1 protein-coding gene is annotated in these 224 nt (G+C 72.8%); it reads left to right on the top strand.

Annotated elements, in window-relative coordinates:
* Positions 1-224 (top strand): urease accessory UreF family protein (locus G5A07_RS21905; protein ID WP_316248774.1); only part of this gene is annotated, 224 nt, incomplete at both ends.

Below are 224 nucleotides of genomic sequence, written 5' to 3'. Positions count from 1 at the left end.
ATACAGCTATTCCCAGGGCCTGGAGGCGGCCCTCGACAATGGCTGGGTGCGCGACGCCGAGAGCGCGCGGACCTGGCTGGTCGACCAGTTGCAACTGAACCTGGCGCGCTTCGAGGCGCCGCTGCTGGCCGGCCTGCTGCGCGCCGCGCTGATCGGCGACTGGGCCGCCTGCGATGCGGCCAGCGAACGCCATAGGGCCAGCCGCGAGACCCGCGAGCTGGCCC

It is taken from the genome of Stenotrophomonas sp. AS012628, assembly GCF_010608305.1.
Lineage (GTDB): Bacteria > Pseudomonadota > Gammaproteobacteria > Xanthomonadales > Xanthomonadaceae > Stenotrophomonas > Stenotrophomonas geniculata.
The sequence above is the reverse complement of the archived record's forward strand: the minus strand, read 5'-3'. Positions and strand labels throughout refer to the sequence as shown.